Source organism: Rhodococcus sp. MPR-R1B (assembly GCF_058793255.1).
The window spans coordinates 218,451-236,172 of record NZ_JBXAFO010000003.1; the positions used below are offsets into that span (position 1 = coordinate 218,451).

The 17,722-nt window shown below is 61.6% G+C and carries 21 protein-coding genes; 10 read left to right on the plus strand and 11 right to left on the minus strand.

Going from position 1 to position 17,722, the window contains the following annotated elements; genetic code table 11:
- Positions 1-3 precede the first annotated feature (3 nt).
- On the plus strand, positions 4-825 hold the full coding sequence (locus AC1Q61_RS06290; protein WP_492651105.1) for a hypothetical protein: 822 nt from the start codon (positions 4-6) through the stop codon (positions 823-825).
- Here the strand turns inward: AC1Q61_RS06290 and AC1Q61_RS06295 are convergent.
- The 3 genes from AC1Q61_RS06295 to AC1Q61_RS06305 are packed head-to-tail and all read right to left on the minus strand — an operon-like array spanning position 817 to position 3,902.
- Complete coding sequence (locus AC1Q61_RS06295) at positions 817-2,517, minus strand: SulP family inorganic anion transporter (RefSeq protein ID WP_042925268.1); 1,701 nt, start codon at positions 2,515-2,517, stop codon at positions 817-819. The two genes, AC1Q61_RS06290 and AC1Q61_RS06295, sit on opposite strands and share 9 nt — an antisense overlap.
- Positions 2,514-3,227, minus strand: a complete 714-nt coding sequence (locus AC1Q61_RS06300) for a GAP family protein (protein WP_042925265.1) — start codon at positions 3,225-3,227, stop codon at positions 2,514-2,516. The genes AC1Q61_RS06295 and AC1Q61_RS06300 overlap by 4 nt, the downstream gene beginning before the upstream one ends.
- Before the next feature lie 15 nt (positions 3,228-3,242).
- Positions 3,243-3,902, minus strand: a complete 660-nt coding sequence (locus AC1Q61_RS06305; protein ID WP_003942903.1) for a GAP family protein — start codon at positions 3,900-3,902, stop codon at positions 3,243-3,245.
- A gap of 258 nt (positions 3,903-4,160) precedes the next feature.
- Here AC1Q61_RS06305 and AC1Q61_RS06310 point away from each other — a divergent pair, with 258 nt between their 5' ends.
- Positions 4,161-4,373, plus strand: a complete 213-nt coding sequence (locus AC1Q61_RS06310) for a DUF8691 family protein (RefSeq protein ID WP_003943015.1) — start codon at positions 4,161-4,163, stop codon at positions 4,371-4,373.
- 95 nt (positions 4,374-4,468) lie between these two features.
- Here AC1Q61_RS06310 and AC1Q61_RS06315 read toward each other — a convergent pair whose 3' ends face one another.
- Positions 4,469-4,885, minus strand: a complete 417-nt coding sequence (locus AC1Q61_RS06315; RefSeq protein WP_003943077.1) for a DUF7144 family membrane protein — start codon at positions 4,883-4,885, stop codon at positions 4,469-4,471.
- Positions 4,886-5,030: 145 nt separating this feature from the next.
- On the opposite strand from AC1Q61_RS06315, the gene AC1Q61_RS06320 reads away from it, so the two are divergent.
- Complete coding sequence (locus AC1Q61_RS06320) at positions 5,031-5,504, plus strand: SRPBCC family protein (RefSeq protein ID WP_051649717.1); 474 nt, start codon at positions 5,031-5,033, stop codon at positions 5,502-5,504.
- Positions 5,505-5,558: 54 nt separating this feature from the next.
- Here AC1Q61_RS06320 and AC1Q61_RS06325 read toward each other — a convergent pair whose 3' ends face one another.
- Entirely contained in the window at positions 5,559-6,230 is a 672-nt protein-coding gene (locus tag AC1Q61_RS06325) for a cation efflux transmembrane domain-containing protein (RefSeq protein WP_252194658.1), read from the minus strand.
- Positions 6,230-6,574 (minus strand): ArsR/SmtB family transcription factor, encoded by a 345-nt coding sequence (locus AC1Q61_RS06330; protein ID WP_007730375.1) that lies wholly within the window; start codon positions 6,572-6,574, stop codon positions 6,230-6,232. Before AC1Q61_RS06330 ends, AC1Q61_RS06325 begins: the two co-directional genes overlap by 1 nt.
- Before the next feature lie 124 nt (positions 6,575-6,698).
- Between AC1Q61_RS06330 and AC1Q61_RS06335 the strand changes: the two genes are divergently transcribed.
- Positions 6,699-7,469, plus strand: coding sequence for an acyl-[acyl-carrier-protein] thioesterase (locus AC1Q61_RS06335; RefSeq protein WP_007730372.1), 771 nt, complete (start codon positions 6,699-6,701; stop codon positions 7,467-7,469).
- Here AC1Q61_RS06335 and AC1Q61_RS06340 read toward each other — a convergent pair.
- Positions 7,460-8,056 (minus strand): CHAP domain-containing protein, encoded by a 597-nt coding sequence (locus tag AC1Q61_RS06340; protein WP_039973153.1) that lies wholly within the window; start codon positions 8,054-8,056, stop codon positions 7,460-7,462. The genes AC1Q61_RS06335 and AC1Q61_RS06340 overlap by 10 nt on opposite strands.
- A gap of 131 nt (positions 8,057-8,187) precedes the next feature.
- Between AC1Q61_RS06340 and AC1Q61_RS06345 the strand changes: the two genes are divergently transcribed.
- The 4 genes from AC1Q61_RS06345 (at position 8,188) to AC1Q61_RS06360 (ending at position 11,388) form a co-directional block, all read left to right on the plus strand.
- Positions 8,188-8,703 (plus strand): toxin-antitoxin system HicB family antitoxin, encoded by a 516-nt coding sequence (locus AC1Q61_RS06345; RefSeq protein WP_007730367.1) that lies wholly within the window; start codon positions 8,188-8,190, stop codon positions 8,701-8,703.
- Positions 8,704-8,768: 65 nt separating this feature from the next.
- A complete protein-coding gene (locus tag AC1Q61_RS06350; protein WP_007730364.1) occupies positions 8,769-9,644 on the plus strand; it encodes a DUF4097 family beta strand repeat-containing protein in 876 nt (291 codons plus the stop codon).
- Between the two features lie 14 nt (positions 9,645-9,658).
- Positions 9,659-10,600, plus strand: a complete 942-nt coding sequence (locus tag AC1Q61_RS06355; RefSeq protein ID WP_007730361.1) for a daunorubicin resistance protein DrrA family ABC transporter ATP-binding protein — start codon at positions 9,659-9,661, stop codon at positions 10,598-10,600.
- A complete protein-coding gene (locus AC1Q61_RS06360) occupies positions 10,597-11,388 on the plus strand; it encodes an ABC transporter permease (protein ID WP_007730359.1) in 792 nt (263 codons plus the stop codon). Before AC1Q61_RS06355 ends, AC1Q61_RS06360 begins: the two co-directional genes overlap by 4 nt.
- On the opposite strand, the gene AC1Q61_RS06365 is transcribed toward AC1Q61_RS06360, so the two are convergent.
- Together AC1Q61_RS06365 and AC1Q61_RS06370 are read right to left on the minus strand one after the other, a co-directional pair.
- Complete coding sequence (locus AC1Q61_RS06365) at positions 11,343-12,137, minus strand: 2-phosphosulfolactate phosphatase (RefSeq protein WP_007730356.1); 795 nt, start codon at positions 12,135-12,137, stop codon at positions 11,343-11,345. The genes AC1Q61_RS06360 and AC1Q61_RS06365 overlap by 46 nt on opposite strands.
- 12 nt (positions 12,138-12,149) lie before the next feature.
- On the minus strand, positions 12,150-12,977 hold the full coding sequence (locus tag AC1Q61_RS06370; RefSeq protein ID WP_042925256.1) for a transglutaminase domain-containing protein: 828 nt from the start codon (positions 12,975-12,977) through the stop codon (positions 12,150-12,152).
- 88 nt (positions 12,978-13,065) lie between these two features.
- Between AC1Q61_RS06370 and AC1Q61_RS06375 the strand changes: the two genes are divergently transcribed.
- Entirely contained in the window at positions 13,066-14,079 is a 1,014-nt protein-coding gene (locus tag AC1Q61_RS06375; RefSeq protein WP_007730352.1) for an ABC transporter substrate-binding protein, read from the plus strand.
- Here the strand turns inward: AC1Q61_RS06375 and AC1Q61_RS06380 are convergent.
- Positions 14,054-15,346, minus strand: coding sequence for an MFS transporter (locus AC1Q61_RS06380; RefSeq protein WP_007730351.1), 1,293 nt, complete (start codon positions 15,344-15,346; stop codon positions 14,054-14,056). The genes AC1Q61_RS06375 and AC1Q61_RS06380 overlap by 26 nt on opposite strands.
- 132 nt (positions 15,347-15,478) lie before the next feature.
- On the opposite strand from AC1Q61_RS06380, the gene AC1Q61_RS06385 reads away from it, so the two are divergent.
- On the plus strand, positions 15,479-16,600 hold the full coding sequence (locus AC1Q61_RS06385; RefSeq protein WP_007730349.1) for an endonuclease/exonuclease/phosphatase family protein: 1,122 nt from the start codon (positions 15,479-15,481) through the stop codon (positions 16,598-16,600).
- Here the strand turns inward: AC1Q61_RS06385 and AC1Q61_RS06390 are convergent.
- On the minus strand, positions 16,571-17,650 hold the full coding sequence (locus AC1Q61_RS06390; RefSeq protein ID WP_007730347.1) for an alpha/beta fold hydrolase: 1,080 nt from the start codon (positions 17,648-17,650) through the stop codon (positions 16,571-16,573). The genes AC1Q61_RS06385 and AC1Q61_RS06390 overlap by 30 nt on opposite strands.
- Positions 17,651-17,722: the final 72 nt, after the last annotated feature.

Genomic DNA, 17,722 nt, shown 5'->3' on the forward strand with positions numbered 1-17,722 from the left:
TCCATGCCCCCGAAGCTGTATTCCGATACGCGCGATCGATTGACCGTGTGGGCGAGACGTACACCCAGTCGACGGTTGGCGACTGATGCAACCATCAGGGTCTTCGAAGTCGGGCTCGTGGACAGCGCCATGACTTTGGCGGCCCAGGCCTTTACGTCATTGCTCCCGGTCATGATTGCAGCGTCGACCTTGGAGAAGCTGAAGCCGTTGGCTGATGCCGCCAAAGACGACCTCGGCGTCCAACTCCCCGACACCGTATTGACCAGTACCTCTACCGCGGCAGCGTTCGGGATTGTCGGCTTGCTCATGCTGCTGATCAGTTCCACGTCCTACGCTCGCGCTCTCGGCCGGATGTACGGACGGATCTGGAGCGTGCCGACGGCGACACTCCGTCAGGCGTGGCGGTGGTTCGCGGTAGTGTGCGTCGTGGCCGCGTCGGTGGTCGGTGCGGCCCTGTGCCGTGAACTGAATGGTGTTCCGGGAGTGGGCAGAGTCCTGGAATTCACAGCGGTCTACGTCGTGTGGGCACTCGTGTGGACAGCCGTGCCCATGCTGCTGACGGCCAATCGCATGACCACTCGAATGTGCGTCGGGTCAGGATTGCTCACCGCGACGGGCCTGACCGGACTGCACGTGGCCGGCACTCTTTTCCTCCCCCGAATGACAAAGACGTCGCAGGACGAGTTCGGTCTTCTGGGCGTGATGTTCACCGTCATCGGCTGGCTGTTCATCTTCTCGGCCATCGTGGTTGTCGCGTCGTCGATCGTCGGATCAGTGGCCAAAGATTCCGGTCCCCTGGGAATCTGGCTACGGACATCACGCTGAGGTGTTGTCTCGACCTGCAAGCGCTTGCGAGACGGTCGGATAGACGTCGACCTTCAGCGCGCCCTGGTCGGCACCGGACAGAACGTCGCGGAACTGCCCGATGTCGCGTGCCACTCGGAAGCTCACATTCCTGCGTGCCAACGAATCTCGAAGCTGAGCCAACATCTGCGCAGCGCTGACGTCGATGAACGGTGACGTCTCGGCGTCGAGAACGACCATGGTGGTGCCGGCGGTCACCAGACCGGTGATCTCATCACGCACGTGATCGGCATTGGCGAAGAACATCCCCGCTTCGACCCTGACCACTACGACGCCGTCGAGTGTCTTCAGATCAGGATGCCCACTGATGTCGACCCAGCGCGTGCCGTCCTTGACCAGAGCAGCCACGTGCGGTTTGGAGACTCGATACAGGAGCAGCAACATCGAGACGGCGATTCCGATGATCAGACCGGGCAACGTGTCGAAGAGGAGAACCCCGAACATCGCCGCGATCGCCGCGGCGAAATCGGCCCGGGCAGCGTGCCCGTAGATACTGCCCAACCTCTTCGTCCACACCCGGTACAGCGCTGCGAGGGAGGAGAAATCGACCAGTTCGATCACTGCTGCGATGACCACAGCCGAGAGCGTCGCCTCTGGCAACTTCTCGAACAGGCCAGTGAGAAACAGCAGTGTCACCAGCGTCAGTGCCGCGACCACCAGTCCGCTGACCTGAGATTTGGCGCCCGCTCCTCCGTTGACAGCGGTCTTCGACAGGCTGCCGTTGACCACCATTCCCGAGCAGAGACCCGATCCGAGATTGGCCGCACCCAGTCCTGCCAGTTCACGATTGGCGTCGATGGTGTAGCCGGCCTTGGCCGCGTATGTCTTTGCAGCGCCAAGACCTTCGGCGAAACCGATGAGCAGAACGCCGACCGCCGGTCCGACCAGGTCGAGGTAGTCCTCAGCTCCCACACCGTTCGGCAGGCCCATCGACGGCAGGCCCGAGTCGATGTGTCCGACAATGTCGATGCCACGATCGTCGAGGCCGAACAACGCTACTGCGGTAATGCCCAGCAGCACGACGAGGAGCGAACCCGGTACGAGCGGAAGCCATCGCTTGACGCCCAGGACCATTGCCAGGCTGAGCAATCCGATGATCACGGTCGGTAGGTCGACCTCACCCAGTTCCTTCACCACTGTCCACGTCTGGACGAAGAAGTTTCCCTCACCCTTGTCCACGCCCAGGAGTTTGGGTACTTGACCGATGATGATCGTGAGCGCCAGACCGACGATGAATCCCTTGAGAACCGGCTCGGAGATGAAGGACGCGATGAATCCGAGGCGCATGAATCCTGCGAGCAATCCGACGAGCCCGGTCACGATCGCCAATGCCGCCGACAGCGCGATGAATCGGCCGTCGTTTCCTGAAGCCAATGGCGCAATCATCGCCGCGGACAACGCTGCGGTCGCCGACATCGGCCCGACGATCAGATGGCGCGAACTGCCGGCTGCTGCGTACAGAATCAATGACGGAACCGCAGCATAAAGCCCGACCACCGGCGGAACTCCGGCGATGGTGGCGTACGCGAGCGCTTCCGGAACAAGGACAGCCCACACCGTAAGGCCCGCAATGATGTCGGGGCGAAGCCAAGCGCGTTGATAGTCGGACAACGATCCGAAGACCCACCAGGTCCGCGTGTGCGGAGCACTCATAGTCCTTGCACCCCTTTACTGATCTGCATCGCCGCGATCAGGACGAGGAGCCCGACGTTCAGCAAGTGCGTGTTGGTGGCTATCCAGGTGCGGATCTTCAGCAGCGGTTCGGTTGCCTCGTCCTTCTTGATCAGCAGGAGGGCAACAGGTACCGCGACCGAGGTCACGGACACCAGCGAGAAGATCACGGCCGAGACGATCTGCGACGTCGGTGCCACAGTGCTGAGACGAAGGTTCATCGCTGCTGCGATGGCACACGACATGTCGATGGGGTTGAGAACGAACAGCGCGAAACCGAGCACACCGGATCGCATTGGTTGGAAGTGCTCAACCGATTGCAGCATCTTCGGCAGCTGAGGGGCCGCAGCCACAACGTCGCCAGGGACAACTGCAGCCGCCATCGCCTGAACCCCGCGACGACTGCGTGAGTAGACGAACCAGGCACCCGCCAGCAGAGTTGCCCCGAGAACGAGATGGATGACGGGCACCCACAGCGGAGGGTGTGTGCGCTGATGAACCTGGAGTGCGGTCAAGATGACGTACGAACCGGCCAGCGCGACAACTATTCCGAGATACCACCCGATCAGGTACGCAATGCTGTTGATACGCGCTCGTTCGGAAAAGAGTACGGCCACAACGGCGACAACCGCCAGCGGGCTCATGATGATCCCGAGCGCCAGCGGGATCTGTTGCAGTAGCAGCGATCCCATAACTACCTCCAGTTGTCAGAGACCGCCGATGCCCTTGCCGATGAGAACAACACCGATAACCAGGATCAACACACTCATCACCGTGGCGTTGTTGTCCTGCAACCACACCTTCAGCTTGGCCAGCGGACCACGCAGTCGCTCCGCGGCAACGAGGTAGCCGATCACGGGCACGCACACTGTGCAGGCCGCGATGATCGTGAAAACCAGAATTGCGACAACAACTTCTCCGGAGCCCAATGACGCGGATCCGATCGAGATTCCGGCCGCGATACACATCATCAGATTCTTCGGATTGATCGCAGCCAGAGCGAAGCCCAAGCCGAGGCCTTTGACAGCGGTCATGTCATCGATGGCGTGCATCCACTTCGGGGTTTCGTGCTCGCCTCCGCGTCCGCGCCATTGCTTCACTCCGAACGCAAGAAGCAATACACCCAACGCCAGCTTGATCCACGACACTGTCGCTGACGGATCACCTTCGGAGTCACCGAGCTTGCTGGACAGAAGCACGAAGATCACGGTGGCGACGACGATTCCCAGTATCCAGCCCAGCGCGAACCCGACGCTCGTGCTGCCGGCACGCTTGGACAACAACATCAAGATTGCCGCGATGATCGGGATCGGCGATACCGCAACGCCGACCGCGAGGGGTAACAGATCCCCGATGACAGATCCCATGCCGACCTCTTCTCTCTCCCGGTCGACACTAGGGGTGGCGACTCTACGGAGCCTCACACAAAAGGGATGAACGGACCCGCGACGACATTCACCCGTAGGGGATGACGCCCCGAGCGCGTACGGGAGTAAGACTGGATCCCACGGATGCGGAGTCCTGGATCGGGCAGCGACGCCGATTGCACTTGACGACATGCGATTTCGAGGCTCGGAGCGCTGCCTTCTCGAACCTCATGGCCCTACGAAATGGAGCGGATACTGATGAATGCTCCCACTCGGTATCAATTCCTCATCGACGGCGAAGTGTCGGACCGCGTCAAGGCCGCATTTCCTGAACTCAGTGTCGCCAGTGCGGCCGGCGGGTTCACCAGTTTGTACGGACCCGTCGCGGACCACACGGCTATGCGGAGCATCATGGCCCGTCTCGATTCCCTCGGCCTGACCGTCGCCGAAATGCGTCGACTCCCAGACTGATCCGAGCCACACCCTGTCGAAATGTCCCACGCACGAGCGATGGTCCCGACCGAGTCGACTCGGTCGGGACCAACTGCTCTCGGGTTGTTCGGTGCCTAGACTCTGTCCCTGTCCCAGGTCGCGACCGCCCAGATCACAACGACATCGAGCGCGATGACCAGGATCGACCACAGTGGGTAATACGGCATCCACAAGAAGTTGGCGATGATCGAGAGCGACGCAATGACGATTGCCGCCGCCCTGGCCCACACTGCACCGGTGAAGAGGCCGAGGGCCACCACGATCCCGATGATGCCCAAGATGATGTGGATCCAACCCCACGTCGTGATGTCGAACTTGTACGTGTAGTTGATACCCACGACAAACAGATTGTTGTCGGCAACGGCCGCGATGCCCTGAAGCAGAGCGACAATGCCTGCGGTGAGCAGCAGAATTGCTGCTGCAAACGTCGTACCTACCGCGAAACCCTGCCGGACAGGGTGATTCGCGGGTTCCCGCGGTGGAGCAGTCATCAGCGTTCCTTTCGACAGAATGCACTTCCCTTACTCAGTCTCGAGGGGCTGGAAGGCGAAAACATCACCCGTCGCGGATGAACCGCAGGTCACCGACCCGTACCCGTTTGCCGGGATCGCAAACCAATGTTGGCAGACTGGCACTGTGCAACACACCGTAGTCGTGATCACCGATATCTATGCTCCACCGGCGGTGATCTTCGATCTCGAACTCGACATGGACGAACACTCGGCCTCGCTCCGCGCAACAGATGAGGTGGCAGTCACGAGTACGGGTAGATCGACGCTGGGAGAGGGCGACGAGGTGTCGTTCACTGCTCGGCATCTCGGGTGGAGATTCTCGATGACAAGCCGGATCACGCAGTACAACCGTCCGTACTCGTTCACAGACGAGCAGGTCCGCGGCCCGTTTGCCGCAATGCGGCACGAGCACGTCTTCGACGTTCAGCCGGGTGGGTGGACGCGGATGCATGACCGCTTCACGGTTACGGCCCCCTTCGGAGTGCTCGGACACCTGGCACTGAGGTTGGCTGTCGGCCCGTATCTGCGGCGCCTTCTCGAGCAACGCGCCGCGCACATCAAGGGCCGCGCAGAAGTCGGCACGCCTTTCATCGAGTGAACACCCGCTCTGACGCACCGCAGCGAGTGCTCACTCGACAAAACCTGTGTTCACTCAGCAGCAGTCGCACTCGTCACCGCTCTCGGGCACAGCCACAACCGGGCAGCACGGATCACCCTTCCACGCGTTGATGCCTTCTTTCACCGCGATGACGGCGATGACCAGTGCCGCAATCGGATCCGCCCACGACCAGCCGAGCAGCGAGTTGAGCAGCAAACCGACCAACAAGACAGCAGAGAGGTAAGTGCAGAGCAGCGTCTGCTTCGAATCCGCGACCGCCGACAGCGAACCCAACTCCCGACCGGCTCGGCGTTGCGCATAGGACAGAGCCGGCATGATCGCCAAACTCACCGCAGCCAAGAGTATTCCGACGCTCGTGTGCCGAGCTTCCCCCAGACCGAACAGCGACCGAATCGCGTCGAACGAGACATACGCAGCGAGCCCGAAGAACGAGAATGCGATCACTCGCAGTGCCGCCTTCTCACGGCTCGTCGGATCCGGCGCCGAGAACTGCCAGGCAACAGCTGCCGCCGAGGACACTTCGATCACCGAATCGAGGCCGAAACCGAACAGTGCTGCGGACGACACTCGTGTGCCCTCCGCCATCGCGATGATCGCTTCGACGACGTTGTAGCTGATCGTGATCGCCACGAAGATGCGAATTCTTCTCGACAAGAGCGCACGCCGGTCAGTCGAGAGCCCGACACCGTCAACGGGCGCAACCATCAGCAGCACCCCTCTGATTCGCTGTCCGGGCAGTACGACGGATCCACCGCGAGTACGACCCCGAGCAGGTCGTCGAGGGCCCGACCGATATGTACATCGGCGAGTTCGTATCTGGTCCGGCGCCCTTCCGGGACGGCCACCACCAAGCCGCAACCGCGCAGGCAAGCCAGATGGTTGGACAGCTTCTGCCTGGTCACAGCCAGTGTTTCAGCGAGGTCGGACGGATACCGCGGGGCGGTCTTCAGTTCGAGCAGTATCCGTGTCCGAGTCTCGTCGGACAGTGCATGCCCGAACCTCGCAAGCACCGCCACGTTGGTCACCACATCTACGCCCTCGATATCCATACGTGCGACAGTACATCGAAAACTGGATTCAGAAAACGATGAACTCCGATGGTTCAAGATCCCACCATCGGGTAACGCAAGCGTGAAGCCACCCAACCAAGCGAACACCGGGAGCCCACATCCGATGAACCGTACAAAAGTCGACGACCACGTAGCGCTGGCCGAACTACCGACAACCGGAAGCATCTTCCAGGCCTCGTGGCCGGTGCGTACGGGTGACATCCACACCGACAAACAACTGCGCCTCGACGCGATCGCGCGCTACCTCCAAGACGCGGGCTTCGATAATCTCGTCGACCGCGGCGCCATGGATACACACCCGCTGTGGATGGTACGAAGAACGGTGATCGATGTACTCGAACCGGTCGTCTGGCCGGATCGAGTTCACCTGCAGCGCTGGTGTTCAGGCCTGTCGAACAAGTGGTGTTCGATGCGAGTTCGCATCAGATCCGATGGCGGCGGGTTGATCGAAACCGAGGCGTTCTGGATCAACATCGACCCGAAGACGGGAATGCCGGCATCCATCAGTGAGAAGTTCACCGCCGCCCTGGCATCGACGGCCGTGGACCAGCATCTTCACTGGCGTCGGTGGATCGACCCGACCCCGGACACGACGCCGTCAGCGGATACGCCGTTCCCGTTGCGCTCGAGCGATTTCGACCCCTTCGATCACGTGAACAACGCAATCTACTGGCAGCCCGTGGAAGATGCGCTGCCCGACAGATTACGAAGCGGGCCCTTTCGCGCGATCCTCGAGTACACCCAGCCCATCAAGAGAGGTGAGCAGGTGAGCGTGCGAACCGGCACGAACACGCTGCACATCGACGCAGGCGACGAGGCACGTGCGTCGGCGCGGTGGTTCGCCTTGTCTCCGAAGAGCAACGATCAGGGGTGAAGTTTTCCGAATCCCACGACGGCAGAGTCGGATTGCCAGTCCAGATCATGAACCCGCACCTTGCCGAACTCGTTGCCGCCAACCGTGACCGCAGAGTTGCCGTCCACTGCCACAACGATGTTGGTGTGCTGACCGACCCATCTCGAACTGTCGTAGATCACCACATCACCCACATTCGGGGTGTACCCGCTGCCGTTCTCGGCGTACGCGCCGATCCCTTGGTAATACTCCTGCAAGGTGTACACCCCCGGGATGCGCCAACTTCCGGAGTTCGGGTTGGACAACGGTCGACCCGCTTCCCTCATGATCCAGCTGACAAAGTCGGCGCACCACTCTTCGTCGATGCCGTCGGAATAGAAGGTGCCCGGACGGTCCTGCTCATGCTCGGATTGCAGTAGCTCGAGCACCCGACCTTGATCAGACGTGAGCGCACTCGCGTCCACCGCCGGGAACTCAGCCGTGTCCCAGGGCAGGTACCGCGATGGTGCGATCGCGACGACCACCACCCCAACCACGATCACGACGCCGAGCACCCCGGCAATCCAGAGCACGATGCGGCGTCGGCGGTTCGATTCGGCAGGACTCACCCTTACGAGTGTGCCAGCCTGCCGCGGACCGAATCGCCAACCACCCCGATGACCTGGCAATTCTCACCAAATTCACACGAATGTGCCACCAAACTATTGCGGTGGCACCAAAGTGGTGCCATAGTGATGCCATGGACTTGACACCGTACGTAGACAACCTTCGCCACGAACTCGCGGTGGCGGCCGAAGCAGGCGGAGAAGACGCAAAGGCACTCGCCGATCGTTTGACCGCACCGCTGGAATCAGCAGTGCGACTCACCCTTCTCGACGCATTGTCTGCGGCAGCCGCCGAGATCACGCGTGACCTCGCCCCGGGTTCGGTGGACCTGCGCCTGCGGGGACGCGAACCCGAATTCGTGGTGGCACCAGCCATCAGTGAACCGGTTCCAGCCCCCGTCGAAGAGGACCCGACTCCGGCACCGCGCCCCGTCACGGAGTCCGACGACGCCTCGATGACTCGAATCAACTTGCGGCTGGGGCAAGACCTCAAAGACCGGATCGAGGCGGCGGCCCGGGAAGCCGGTATCTCCGTCAACGCGTGGCTGGTTCGCTCGGCTGCAACGGCTCTGGAAGGCGGCGCGAACAGAAGCACTCCGAGACAGCGCACGTCCCAAGGTTCCGAAAGCTTCAGCGGCTGGGTGCACTGACACCGGCTTCATCTTTCGCACCACCCTCTTTCATCAACCGAGACAACCTCATCGGGAGTATCACCATGCCTACATTCAGCACACCTGACCCCATCACCTTGAACTTCGACGTGGCAGTCGCACAAATCCGGATCACGGCGAGCAGCCGCAACGACACTGTCGTGGAAGTGTTGCCCAGCAACTCGTCTCGCGAGGTCGACGTTCGAGTCGCCGAACAAACGCGCGTCGAATTCGCAGGTGGCCGGCTGCAGATCAAGACTCCGAAACAGCGCGGCCTCGGCATCTTCGGGAAGACAGGATCTGTGGACATCTCCGTTCAGCTTCCCTCCGGCTCGGAACTCGAAGGCACTGCCGCAGTTGCCAACCTCCGTAGCGAAGGCACTCTCGGACGATCACGGGTGAAGGTTTCCGCGGGCGATTGCACACTGGAAACCACCGGGCCGCTCAACGTCAGCACCGGGGCCGGCGCGATCATCGTCGAGCACGTGGCCGGTGACATCGACACGAGCACCGGGTCCGGAAGCATCCGCATCGGCCGCGTCGACGGCAACGCGGAGGTCAAGAACTCCAACGGCGACATCAACATCGGCACGATCACCGGCGCACTGAAGGCGAAGACCGCCAACGGCAGTGTCGCCGTCGAGCACGCCGAATCCGACGCGAGCGCCGCAACCGCCAACGGCGACATCCGTTTCGAGACCATCGAGAGTGGAGTCGTATCCGCCAAGACGGCCGCCGGGCGAATCCATATCGGCGTTCGATCCGGAACCGCCGCACGATTCGACGCTCATACGTCCTTCGGCCGCGTCGACAACCAGATGAATGCCACGCACGGTCCGGCTTCCACTGAACGCCGGGTAGACGTCCGGGCACAAACCAGTTACGGCGACATCGTCATTCGACGTTCGGAGCCTCGAGAAGAATCCAACAAGAAGATCTAGCGAAAGGAACGCTGATGTCCCGTAAACCAGCCATCACCGCGACGGGCCTGAAGAAGGCCTACGACGACAAGACGGTACTGGACGGAATCGACATCTCCGTCGACCGCGGAACCGTCTTTGCGCTCCTCGGCCCCAACGGCGCCGGCAAGACCACCATCGTGGAAATTCTCTCGACCCTCGTTCCGGCAGACGGCGGCAACATCCGCATCGCCGGGTACAACCCTTCCGACGATCCCGACGCGGTGCGTTCGCGCATCGGCGTCACCGGGCAGTTCTCAGCGGTCGACGACTATCTGTCCGGTGAGGAAAACCTTCTCCTCATGGCCGACCTGCACCATCTCGGCAAGGACGAACGTCGAACGCGCACTGAAGAACTCCTGAAGAAGTTCGATCTGATCGACTCCGCGGACAAGCTGGCGTCGACCTACTCGGGCGGCATGCGTCGACGGCTCGACCTGGCAATGACGTTGATCGGACGACCGGAGATCATCTTCCTGGACGAGCCCACCACCGGCCTCGACCCCCGAAGCCGACGCACCATGTGGCAGATCATCCGGGAGTTGGTCGAGGGCGGTGTCACCATCTTCCTCACGACCCAGTACCTCGAGGAAGCTGATCAACTGGCCGACCACATCGCCGTCCTCGATCAGGGACGGATCGTCGCCCAAGGTACGGCAGCGGAACTCAAACGGCACATCCCCGGCGGCCACATTCGTCTTCACTTCTTCGACCGAGATCAGCTCGATTCTGCTGCAGCTGTTTTCGACGAATCATCACGTGACGATGCCGCCTACGTCCTCCAGGTCCCCAGCGACGGGGGTGTCCGCTCGCTGCGCTCTCTTCTCGACCAACTCGACGCTCACTCGATCGACGTCAAGGAACTCTCCGTGCACACACCCGACCTGGACGACGTGTTCCTGACTCTGACCGCCACCGAAAGGACCGACGCGCGATGACCACCATGACGCTTGCCTATCAGGACTCGAAAACCATGCTGCGTCGCAGCATTCGACACATCCTTCGATATCCGTCGATGACGGTGATGCTCGTCGGAATGCCAGTCGTTTTCCTACTGCTGTTCGTCTACGTGCTCGGCGGAACGCTCGGGAACGGCCTCGGCCCCGGCGGTGGCGGCCGAGCCGAGTATGTCAATTACGTTGCACCGGCGATTATTCTGATGACCGTGGCATCAGCGGCACAAGGTACTGCCATCTCCGTCGCAACCGATATGACCGCCGGGATCATTGCACGATTCCGAACGATGGCGATCACGCGCACGTCCGTCCTGACCGGTCACGTTCTCGGCAGCCTCCTTCAGACGATCGTGAGCCTCGTTGTCGTCATCGCCGTAGCGATAGCCGTCGGCTTCCGGCCCACTGCAGGCTTCGTGGAGTGGGCCGCGACGTTTGCACTCCTCGTCTCGGTCTCCATCGCCATGATCTGGTTGTCGGTCGCCTTCGGCCTCGTCAGCAAGAGTGTCGAGACGGCCAGCAACCTTCCAATGGTGTTGATCCTCTTGCCGTTCCTGGGAAGCGGCTTTGTCCCCACCGACTCGATGCCGACCGTGTTGCGATGGTTCGCCGAGTATCAGCCGTTCACTCCGATCATCGAGACTCTTCGAGGACTTCTTCTCGGCGAAGCCATCGGAAACAACGCGATACTCGCGATCGGATGGTGCGTCGCAATCACCTTCCTCTCCTACCTCTGGGCACGGAGTTTGTTCAACCGACGCCCGGTGCGCTGACCTCGAAACACACGATCTTCGAGAACAGGTACGGTGTCGCTGTCGTCGAGTTCCGAGGCGATGGCGACGTCGTGTGGAAACCCCATGGCGATCAACTCACGTCCTGAGGCACAGTCCCGCAGGCGGTCCTCGTACGAATCCGCCACCGCCGCCCACGCATCCGCCGCCATCCGAGCCTCGGGCGATACGTGGCCGTCCCAACCAGCAGCGGTCAGCGCCGTGACAACCGCACCGGCACCCCACAGATCCTCCACCGCCGGGCGCAACTCTCCACCGGGCCACTTCTCCCCGGATGCGACTATCGCAACCCGCGATCCCGGACCATGTTCGTGCACAATCCAATCCGCGACGGCATAAGCGTTCCTCAAGGAAGCGCCGACACACACCGCAACCTCGGACGCCAACGCAAACGCGATAGTCGACCCGTTCGGAGACGGCAGCACCAGCCGACTTGGCGCCTCGGTCTCGCGAATCGTCTTGGGAGACAGACTGATCTGACCCTCTCTGGCCACACTTCGCCGTACAGCCAGAACCGCATCGGCATCACGCGCGTAGTCGACCGCACTCTCGTCATTCCAGGAAAAGGGAAGTACGTCGATTCCCGCGTCGGCGGCAACGCTCAGCGTCGTCGTGAACGAGAGAACGTCTACCACCACTGCCACATCGACGCCGGCAGCAACCGCTTCGGCGCCGCGCAACCCCCAGTCGAATCGAAGTCCGTAATCGAGTTGGCGATGCTCCGGATTCATCGCACCAGCATCTCAGAAACGAATCAGCTTGTCCGGCACGCGCAAGTCATCGTGCTCGTACAGTGCTCGCACGGCAACGGGATCGTCGGCGGCGCACACCGCGGCGACATCGTCCAACAGTAGGTCGTAGTCGGCGCCTGTCTTTCCGTCGTAGGCGTCCGTCATACGACCCCACTCGTCCCACGGCAGAGTTTCGACCTTGTTCATCGCGGCAAGATCCTTCACTGCGTTGCCGCGGATCTCGGCCGGCCCCCAGTTCTCGGTGCCGTACACCCCGAACTGGGACCCGTCGATCACGCCGCGTCGATACGCCAGCCACGCCTCACCACCACTGAGGAATTCTCCCGGCTGCAGATCATGGGCGCGAGGAAGGACGTTTTGTCCGAGGATCTCCGAATCGATGCGGATCCACCGCTTGCCGGCGTCGTCCCAGTACTCGGTGATCCAGTGGTCCACGCCCTGTCCCGGTTGAAAGTAGGTGGCAAAACCACAGCGGACGCGAGCGGCAATTCCGCGATAGCGCAGAAACGCACAACTCGAAACAGCAAAGTGCCGACAGGTTCCGACGAGCCGCTTGTCGGGTTCTCGGGCGGAGGTCACCGGTGCCGGATCGAGCGCAAGCAGGCGTTGAAGCAGAACGCTTGCCGGCCGGATCTGGTTTTCGTCGAATCGGTCGGCAGGCAGATTCAGCGACTGAGCATCGGTGGGTTGGACCACCAGGTACGGCACTACCCGGCATATTTGCATGGGGTCGGTGGGGAGCGACTCGAGGGCGAGCATGTCCACCCCGTCGATGCGGGTGAACGGTCCTGCTGATGTGTAGTCGAGAACCGCCGTCATGGGCGGAGGTTAACAAACACTGCCGACACAGCAACTCCACTATGGTTAGGGTCCCATAACCATGAAACCCGAGGTTGCCGTGAACCCTATGTTGAGCCGCCGTGCCATGCTGTCCGTCACTTTCGCAACAGCAGCCGGTTTCGCCCTTGCTGCCTGCGGCGACAGTGCGAAGGACGAATCCACTCCCGGCACCGAAGGTGCTCACGCCGAGGCCAACGCCTTCCCGGTGACGATCGACCACAAGTTCGGCTCCACCACCATCGAGCAGGCACCCAGCCGCATCGCAGCGGTCGGTATCGGCGACGCGGACGTTTTGCTTTCCCTCGGGCTGACGCCCGTCCTGGTCCCGGTGTGGAAGGGATCGACCGACGACGGAATCGGCGTCTGGGCCGACTCCGCAGTCCAGGGCGCCGAGCCGACGCCATTGGCCAACGCCACCACCGATTTCGACATCGAAACGATCGTGGCTGCAGCGCCTGACCTGATCATCGCCGTCAACAACGCGATCGACGAGGATCTGTACAAGCAGCTCAGCGCCATCGCGCCGACGGTGCTGCACGCCGCCGATCAGACGGATTGGGTTCTGCCCTGGCAGGAAGTCACGACCCGCATCGGTACGGCTGTGGGCGTTCCCGCGCAGGCAAAGAAGGAGGTCCAGGAAGTCGAAGACCTCATCGTTCGCACCCGCGCGGAGAACCCCCAGTTCGAAGGCAAGACAGCAGCTCTCGTCATTCGCTGGAGCGACGGAAATCTGCGAGCGTTCAGCCCCGAGGCAGCGCGGGCTCAGCTGCTCACGCAATTGGGATTCACGGCGCCTGCCGCACTGAAGGATCGGTTCGCGGGCAAGCTGAACTACGAGATCTCCGCCGAGAACTACGACCTCCTCGAGTGCGACTACCTGCTCTTCGACAACTACGAGAAGGCTCGCGCCGAGATGGAGTCGCAGCCGGCGTTCACCAATCTGAACGTGGTCGAGACCGGAGGCCTGATCAGCTTGGACCCCATCGTCAGTGACGCGGTGTCCATGCCGAACCCACTCACCATTCCGTTTGTGCTGGAAGATTTCGTCGCAAAGATCAATCAGACGATCGCTGGTCGATAACTTTCGTTCGGCCTGACCACACCCACAACACCACAGCCGACACGGCCACGCAGAGCGCAACGATCACCCATGGTGACGCCGGCGCTGCGTGGCCGTTGTCGACGAGGTCGTACACGAATCCGACTCCCACGGTTCCCAGGAGCGCGAGCAGACCGCCGATCGTGTTGAGCATGCCGAAGTGCGCTCCGAGGTTGCTTTCACGACCGAGGATCGCGATGGTGTCTCGCATCGGCGGCACCATCAACATCTGTCCCAGGTGCAGCAGCCCGATCCACACCGCCAGACCGACTATCTGCGTCGACGCCGAAGCTGCGGAGTCGACGCCGGTGACCAGCGGAACCAGGAACGACACCGAAATGAGCACAAGCCCGAAGGTGATCGCGCGCCGATGCCCGATGCGGTGGGCAACCGCGACCGTCGGTCCCTGCCCGACGATCACCAACACCGCCGCGCCCACGTAGAACCATCCCAGCGCCGACTGCGAACCGATTCCGCGCTCGAGCTGTTCCGGAAGCATCAGGTACAGCTGGCTGTACGCAACCAGCTGAAAACTGCAGAGCGTCGCGAAGAGCAGAAAGTTGTTGTTGGTCAGGACGCTTCGCCAGACGTCGCGCAGCGTATAGGTCGACACCGGGCCGTCGTGGGCATCGCCCGGTCGGGGGAACCAGATGAAGAACCCGACCCACATGATCGCGAAGAGCAACGCGGCGCTCGACGCCGTCCACGAGAACGGAAACATCAGGAGAGCAGCTCCCAGCGCCGGACCGATCACTGTTCCCAGGCGGCTGCACATCTGTTCCACTGCAAACAAATCGGTACGACGCATAACTCCGGCGGACTCGAGTTCGCGTCCGTACTCCGCGTTGGCCGACTCCACTGCGGGCGCGAAGAGCGCGGCAGCAAAGCCGACCAGGAGCACGCCGACGATCACGGCGCTCATGCTTTCTGCCAGACCGAGCATCAGAAAACCGACTACACGAACGGCTATGCCCAGCAGGATGATCGGACGCTTGCCGAACCTGTCGGCGAGGCTTCCACCGATGAAGAACATGCCCTGCTGACTGAACATCCGCAATCCGAGGACGAGGCCGACAATCCAGGCCGCAAATCCGAGGTCCTCCGAAAGGTGCACCGCCAGAAAGGGGACAACCAGATAGAACCCGATGTTGAACAGCACCATCGAGAGGAGGAGCAGCTTCACCACCGGCGGCAGGACACGAACCTTTGCGAAGGTCTTGTTACCGGGGAAACGCTCACTGAGTACCACGATCAGAAGACTATTGCCCGCACGGCGTTCTGTGGAAATCTGCCATTTTACAATTGGTTAACTGTCCGTTTAGGTAGCGATGGTAATCATCTTCCGGGGGTTCGAGCACACGACAACGAGAGCCAGGATTTGATGAATGGATTGACGCGCCGCCAGATGGTCAAGGCGATGGCGGTAGCCGCGGGCACAGTCACCGCGAGCGCATTTACATTGGGTGCCAATACCTCCGTCGCGGGGGCGAGCCCCGCGCAGGAGATCAAAGTGCTCTCCCTCAACACCTGGCACGGCGGAACCAAGATCAACGGTGGCCTGCAGCTGATCGCCGACATGATCATCTCGACACAGGCGTCGATAGTACTCCTGTCGGAAGCCGGCACTGCGACAACTGCATTGGCGGACATGCTGACCAAATCAGGAACCACCTTCTACGGAGCAGCGTCCTCCGACGTGGGGATTCTCTCCAAGTTTCCGATCGAGGAAACAGCCGACCTGAACTCGATGATCAAGGCAGTCGTGACGGTCGACGGCAAACAAATCGCCGCCTACTCGGCACATCTGGCCTACACGTCCTACGCGACGTATCTACCGCGCGGATACGGCGCGGGTGTTCCCAAGCCCGGAGAGTTCTCCGAGTTCGGTTGGAACAAGATGCCGTCCGGTCCGGTCACGGACCCCGAGACGGTTCAGCGTGTGAACATCAATTCGGGACGACCCAAGGCAATTTCGACGTTCGTCGACGATGCGGCAAAAGAACGGGCCAAGGGCAGATCCGTCATCCTCGGTGGCGATTTCAACGAACCGTCGGCCCTGGATTGGACCGACAGCACGCGAAATCTGTTCGACCACAACGGTGTAGTCGTTCCTTGGGAATCCACCCGCCTGCTCGACCAAGCCGGATTCGTCGACGCTTACCGCAGTAAGTACCCGAACCCGGCCACACACCCGGGCTTCACCTGGCCGTCCGACAATCCCGACGTCGACACCTCACAGCTCACCTGGGCACCCGAGGCAGACGAACGCGATCGGATCGACTACATCTTCGCCGACCGCGCTTCCGACCTGAAGCTGGGATCCGTCGGGATCATCGGCCCGCGAAAGACGATCGTGCACAACAAAAGAGTGGAGGAGAACTCCCAGGACAACTTCATCGCTTCACCGACGCCGTGGCCGACCGATCACAAGGCCGTTCTTGCGACGTATCGTTTTGCCAGCTTCGGCGGCGGATCATCGACCGGTTCGTGGAGCGGTTCCTGACAGGGCATCTCGTAGCCACTCGATCATCATCGGCGTCAACTCGGGCAGCTTGGTCACTGCGCAGTGCCCCGCATCCGGGATGACGTGTACCTGCGTGTTCGGGCGCTCCTCGAAGAGAGTGGTGTCGGAGAGCGGGATGTGAACGTCGTCGGCCCCGTTGACCACAAGCATCGGGGTCCGGCCGTCGTCGGCGGTCATCAAGACACTGCGATCGAAAGCACGCAGACCCTGTACCAGCGCCTCTTTGGTTGCCGGTGCATCGAAACCCAGTGCGTTTCCGACGATGTCACCCATGCCGTAGACCAGGCGCTCCGCGTTCGCGGTCTCGAACGCGCCCTTGACCGGGGCGCCGATGTTGATCACCGCATCGACGGCGCCGGTCAACCCCGACCGCACGGCGAAGTTGCCACCGAAGGAGACTCCCAGGTGTGCCACCTGGCCATTGCCGAGGGCGCGAGCCGTCGCCACCAGTCCGTCGATCACCTCGTCACCGAAAGCGTCGAGAGGAACCGGTGATTCACCAGTTCCCGGCTGGTCGAAAGCAACAACAGTCACTCCGGCGTTCTTCGCGAACGCACTGACCAACGGATGCATGTCCATCTTCCAGCCGTCGACGCCGCCGCTGAGCAACAGGGCGGGTGCATCCTCGTACCTTCCGTCCACGGAGAGAATGTGTACCGGTAGCTCGATCTCGCCGGATCGGTAGGGCAGGGACAGGATTCGACGCTCGAACTCGAGCCCGAATCCCGGTGCTGCCTTGACGTATTCGTCCACCTGATTCTGCAGGGCCCGGCGCCGCGAATCGTTGGCCAGGACGGGGAACTTGGCGATTCCGTAGATCATCGCCGCGAGTGAATGATTGCCGTCGGCGGAGTACTTTGCTGCCAACGCCGACCACTCGTACGACCAACCACCCGGCGCGTCGGCCCAGGTCGAGTGGATGGACGCGCGCAGTTCCTCGAGATCCGAGACGGGGAGCCCGAAGCTCAGAAACTGTCCTGCGCGCTCTTCGAAGAGACCTCGGCGATCGACAGGAAATTCGTATGACATGGGAAAACACCCCTCAATTCATCTCTAATGCAACGATCAGTTGCATTAGCTCAGTGAACCACGTGCCTCCAG

Coding starts and splice junctions, on each gene's coding strand:
- AC1Q61_RS06360 (WP_007730359.1), top strand. CDS start 10,597: ATGACCACCATGACGCTTGCCTATCAGGACTCGAAAACCATGCTGCGT.
- AC1Q61_RS06300 (WP_042925265.1), bottom strand. CDS start 3,227: ATGGGATCGCTGCTACTGCAACAGATCCCGCTGGCGCTCGGGATCATC.
- AC1Q61_RS06315 (WP_003943077.1), bottom strand. CDS start 4,885: ATGACTGCTCCACCGCGGGAACCCGCGAATCACCCTGTCCGGCAGGGT.
- AC1Q61_RS06390 (WP_007730347.1), bottom strand. CDS start 17,650: ATGTCATACGAATTTCCTGTCGATCGCCGAGGTCTCTTCGAAGAGCGC.
- AC1Q61_RS06375 (WP_007730352.1), top strand. CDS start 13,066: ATGTTGAGCCGCCGTGCCATGCTGTCCGTCACTTTCGCAACAGCAGCC.
- AC1Q61_RS06335 (WP_007730372.1), top strand. CDS start 6,699: ATGAACCGTACAAAAGTCGACGACCACGTAGCGCTGGCCGAACTACCG.
- AC1Q61_RS06305 (WP_003942903.1), bottom strand. CDS start 3,902: ATGGGATCTGTCATCGGGGATCTGTTACCCCTCGCGGTCGGCGTTGCG.
- AC1Q61_RS06310 (WP_003943015.1), top strand. CDS start 4,161: ATGAATGCTCCCACTCGGTATCAATTCCTCATCGACGGCGAAGTGTCG.
- AC1Q61_RS06350 (WP_007730364.1), top strand. CDS start 8,769: ATGCCTACATTCAGCACACCTGACCCCATCACCTTGAACTTCGACGTG.
- AC1Q61_RS06330 (WP_007730375.1), bottom strand. CDS start 6,574: ATGGATATCGAGGGCGTAGATGTGGTGACCAACGTGGCGGTGCTTGCG.
- AC1Q61_RS06345 (WP_007730367.1), top strand. CDS start 8,188: ATGGACTTGACACCGTACGTAGACAACCTTCGCCACGAACTCGCGGTG.
- AC1Q61_RS06385 (WP_007730349.1), top strand. CDS start 15,479: ATGAATGGATTGACGCGCCGCCAGATGGTCAAGGCGATGGCGGTAGCC.
- AC1Q61_RS06355 (WP_007730361.1), top strand. CDS start 9,659: ATGTCCCGTAAACCAGCCATCACCGCGACGGGCCTGAAGAAGGCCTAC.
- AC1Q61_RS06295 (WP_042925268.1), bottom strand. CDS start 2,517: ATGAGTGCTCCGCACACGCGGACCTGGTGGGTCTTCGGATCGTTGTCC.
- AC1Q61_RS06325 (WP_252194658.1), bottom strand. CDS start 6,230: ATGGTTGCGCCCGTTGACGGTGTCGGGCTCTCGACTGACCGGCGTGCG.
- AC1Q61_RS06365 (WP_007730356.1), bottom strand. CDS start 12,137: ATGAATCCGGAGCATCGCCAACTCGATTACGGACTTCGATTCGACTGG.
- AC1Q61_RS06290 (WP_492651105.1), top strand. CDS start 4: ATGCCCCCGAAGCTGTATTCCGATACGCGCGATCGATTGACCGTGTGG.
- AC1Q61_RS06370 (WP_042925256.1), bottom strand. CDS start 12,977: ATGACGGCGGTTCTCGACTACACATCAGCAGGACCGTTCACCCGCATC.